The organism is Vibrio sp. Of14-4 (assembly GCF_022347625.1).
Lineage (GTDB): Bacteria > Pseudomonadota > Gammaproteobacteria > Enterobacterales > Vibrionaceae > Vibrio > Vibrio pristinus.
The window spans coordinates 1-4,097 of record NZ_JAKRGI010000041.1 but is presented as its reverse complement, the minus strand read 5'-3'; the positions used below and the strand labels follow the sequence as shown (position 1 = coordinate 4,097).

Genomic DNA, 4,097 nt, shown 5'->3' with positions numbered 1-4,097 from the left:
GCCATGGTGATCCCAACCAATGAAGAATACGTGATCGCCAAGCAATCGGTTGAGCTGCTTTAAACGATAAAACAGACAGTCAAAAGCGAGCGTTAGGCTCGCTTTTTTTGTTTATCATGGAGAAAACCATGGCTTTTTCCGAATAAGGTTTGTCATCTAAGCCCAATCGATGTAAAAGCTTTAAGTGCTAACAGACATCTGTTTCAAGTTGACACGAAGCGTTTGAAGCGGCGGTGCATCCAACATACCTTTTAAAAGTTCTACTGTTGAAAAAGTCGATATTGGTTTTTGTCTCTTTTGCTAAATCACCAGCATAGAATATGGACGTTTCAACATTGGCATATCTTCCCTCTCTTGCAGCACTAAACCAATTGAATGACCCGACCGTCATGTATTTATCATCAGCAAAGATGATTTTGCTATGAATCCCATCAATAACGTTCACAGTGATCCCTTGTTCTTTCAATGTTTCACAGGCTTTTTCGAACGCTTTTTGTTTCTGTATATCTGGGCGATTGGCAATAGTAGTATTGAAGTGCTTATCAGTATATATGTTTACTGTCACGCCACGACTTATAGTGGTTTGTAACTTACCGAGGATACCTGTTGTTTCTAATTTCTCATAGATAAGCCAAGGAGATACGATATCGACTTTTTTCTCCGCATTATCAAGGATTTGAATAACCAATGCATCATGTTCATTTGCATTGTTTAATAACTTAGGCTGCCCACAGGTTTGCAGCAAGTCAGGCCTTTTACCCATATTGAAACTTAATTCATTTGACTCTGAGTTAAACAAATATTTGGACAGCAGTCCTCTGGGCTTTGACTTATGAGCTCCCGCAATCACATCCATATCACCAAAGACTAAAAAGCTATCTTTAGCTCGGGATACCGCAACATTGAGCATAGTGGCATCCATGTCAATAAATCCGCCGTTGCTATGCTTTGTGTATACCTGAGAGAAAATAACAAGCTTGCGCTCAGCACCTTGCAATGAGTGAACCGTACCGACAGTGAGCTCTCCTTCGCCTTTGCCCACTTTAATATCGAATTTCTGACAGGCCTGAGAAATAGCGTCAACCTGCGCAGCAAAAGGAGTCACCACACCGACGGCCTTTTCTAGGGCTTGACCAAAATGAGCTTCGATTTGATGGCGGTTGCTGGCTAACCAAGAAGCGACAGTCTCTGCTTCGAGTTTATTCCCTCGGCTACCATCAAATAACTCTGCCAGACCATCGATATGAAGATATCCGAAAGGAGGGTATGGGTCATTAGTGTTTGCTTTTCCCCTTTTTGCTAGTAGTAGTCCGTTGTAGCAAAGTTCATTGCAATAAGAAATGAGTTCATCGTAGCAGCGGCGATGCTCTTGTAAGAACATTCCCGGTTCGGCCTCCTTTTTGTAGTGATATTGACTAGCATGTTGAGCAATATGCATGACACTGCCAGTTACTACACTTCTTCCTGAAGCTTGAATCGATGCATAGTCACTAACATCTGATATTATTCTCGACTGTTTGAGGTTACCAACATCAATACAGGCATTTAACTGTCTTACAGGTTCTATCTGATAGATATCCCCAATAACCAGTGCTTTTTTGGCTAACGCGAAGGATGCTCCTGCTACTTCAGGTGAAACCTGACCAGCTTCGTCTACTATCAATAAATCTACCGTATTGGTTAAGTACTCGGTCTTGAACTCGTTTTCCCCTGCAAATGCTTGATAAGTCATGTGTGAAGGTAAGGAATGGAAAGTCGATACAATGCAAGGTGTTAACATCATTCTCCTTCTCCAGCGGGGGAGTACAACTTTAAGACCTGTTTTACTAGCAAGGGCTTCTAAATTCTCTCCCTGTTCTTCACATGCAAGAAGCCAGCGAGCCTCCCAGTAATGAACGGCAAGTCTAAACATTCTAAAGCGTATACTTGTATCGAGGAGTGGGTCAATATCATCAAAAGAAGGGGGTGTCGATTGATCCGATAACAACTCTCGTGTATTCAAAACCCAGTTGGATTCAGCGTTTTTAAACTCTTGGTCACATCGAACATACTGTTCATAAGTGCTGCTTAGTTGCCGGATTTGCTCTTTCTGCTTACAAAGCTCTTTCTCTAATACGCGTTCCAGATCCCCAGGAACTCCCGTTAAGTCGTGTGCTTGACTACACAATGAGGTAGCGATGAAGTTTTTTCGTTGAACTTCACGTTTAGTCAGGACGAAAGGGAGCCAACTAAATATTAAAAGCCAAATCGGCTCGTCTGCTAAGTAATTACGCCACCTAATTAAGCTTTGGTTTATCTCTGAGTGTGATGTTTGAGCATACTTAATTTTTTGGTCTAACTGTTTCAGAGTTTTTTCTGGATCATCGCCAAGCAATGTTTGCATAACAATCTTTTGTTTAGAATATTTAGTCCAGCAAGCCTGAATCTCGTTAAGTTTTTCACTGCACGTGTTTAATTGTTTGAGTAGATGCTGTTTTACATCAGAGACGCATTCAAACAGGTGTGTTTTAAAAGAACTCTGAGCTTTTTGTAAAAAGTGCGATTGGGCTCGTGCGAGATATTCCTGATTTTCTAGCCTGGAGTAAAAACCACGGGTTTGATATTTTTGGGATGCTTCATCTTCTTTCTTCGCAGATGGGAAATATCCACCATAGCTTGACACATCCGGTAACCAACGGCCACTGAGTTCGTCATCGCCTTCATCGAAATCTTTTCCAAACGCATCAATGACATTGGTTACCGCTTGGTTATTTGTCGAGGCAGCGATGATTATAGGTGGCTCTTCCTCTGTTAAGGCAGATTCTATCCATAGCGATGCCACAACAGATAGAACAAATGTCGTTTTACCTGTACCGGGTGGACCATTGATTGCTAATATATCTGAGTCTGACATAGCCAGAGTATGAGAAAGTGCGTCTCGTTGGGCAACAGCCAAAGGGAATTGAGGGTTCGAATGACCAAGGCGTTGATTGATTGTCTCAGTAGGCTCAATGCACGTTTTATGATTTAGTGTGGATTGAGTGGCATAAGACTGGAAAAGCGGTAGCGAACACTTAACTTCTGATAGTTTGTCATAAAGACGAAGGATATGAGTAGATGCGCCTCTGACTTCATCTACTTTAGCAATGAATCCACTGCCGGAAAGTGCATAAAGCTCGTCAATTTTTTCCTTCGAACAAACGTTTTTAAATAGGTCTTGCGCGAATTTGTAGTACCGTTTCCAGCTACTTTCTTGATCCTCAATCGCATCCTTAGATTTTATAGCAGAGTCTATCTCTTCATCTGAATAGCTTGAAATGTCATGCAGAGTCAGAAAATCATCGAATTTAGACATTTCTGCAACCGTAAACTTGTCGTCAGCTTGTGGGGAGAGTACGTCTCTGGGAATATAAGGCGTGCCTGCCGAGAAAAATAAACCATCGCGTGTAACCCAAATAGGGCAGATTATGGGACATAATACTTGTGGCATTCTCCCACGATAGTCCTGTCCATGTTCCTTTTTAACTAAATAGGTTACTGGTCGATAGTGTGCTTTAACAACCCGCGTCGTAGCATTCTCATTAGAAAAGAGACGATTCAAGATGGCGTTGTTTGGTTCGAATAGCCCATTAGAAAAGTTAGTAAGAGGCGTTTTATGATAAGTACTGAGGTCTTTCTTCGTTAAAGCACCTTTACCACCCTCTGCATCAGCAAGAGAGTTCCGCCAATATCGTATCCAGTTCATTTCCGCCATTCTGGTTCCTATCAATATGATTCTTTTCCAATATTGTCAGCAATTTACCACTAAATATGAAAATGATATGCTAACTTAGTAGCATATTCTGTGATAGGCGAGTATTCGAGTCTTTACCGTCGGCATTGGTGAAAATGTACTGCCGATTCGCAGTGAAATCATTAAAAACCTTAAGCTGCTCGGCTTTGTGGAAGACGCAGTAGCAAACCAAGCCGCTCGCTTTGGCCAATCTGGTATTATCGCCAAATCCGAGTTACTTGGCGCTGTGGCCATGGTGATCCCAACCAATGAAGAATACGTGATCGCCAAGCAATCGGTTGAGCTGCTTTAAACGATAAAACAGACAGTCAAAAGCGAGCGTTAG

General features: G+C 42.0%; 1 protein-coding gene and 1 pseudogene. One reads left to right on the top strand and one right to left on the bottom strand.

What is annotated here, in order from left to right; all coding sequences use genetic code 11:
• Positions 1–187: 187 nt before the first annotated feature.
• A complete protein-coding gene (locus MHN79_RS20660) occupies positions 188–3,733 on the bottom strand; it encodes an AAA domain-containing protein (RefSeq protein ID WP_239174859.1) in 3,546 nt (1,181 codons plus the stop codon).
• A gap of 109 nt (positions 3,734–3,842) precedes the next feature.
• Between MHN79_RS20660 and MHN79_RS20655 the strand changes: the two are divergent.
• Positions 3,843–4,064 (top strand): annotated as a pseudogene (locus MHN79_RS20655) (acetate kinase); the annotation flags it as partial.
• Positions 4,065–4,097: the final 33 nt, after the last annotated feature.

What these genes read in the sequence shown, in the direction of transcription:
- MHN79_RS20660 (WP_239174859.1), bottom strand. Translation starts at nt 3,733, where the DNA reads ATGGCGGAAATGAACTGGATACGATATTGGCGGAACTCTCTTGCTGAT.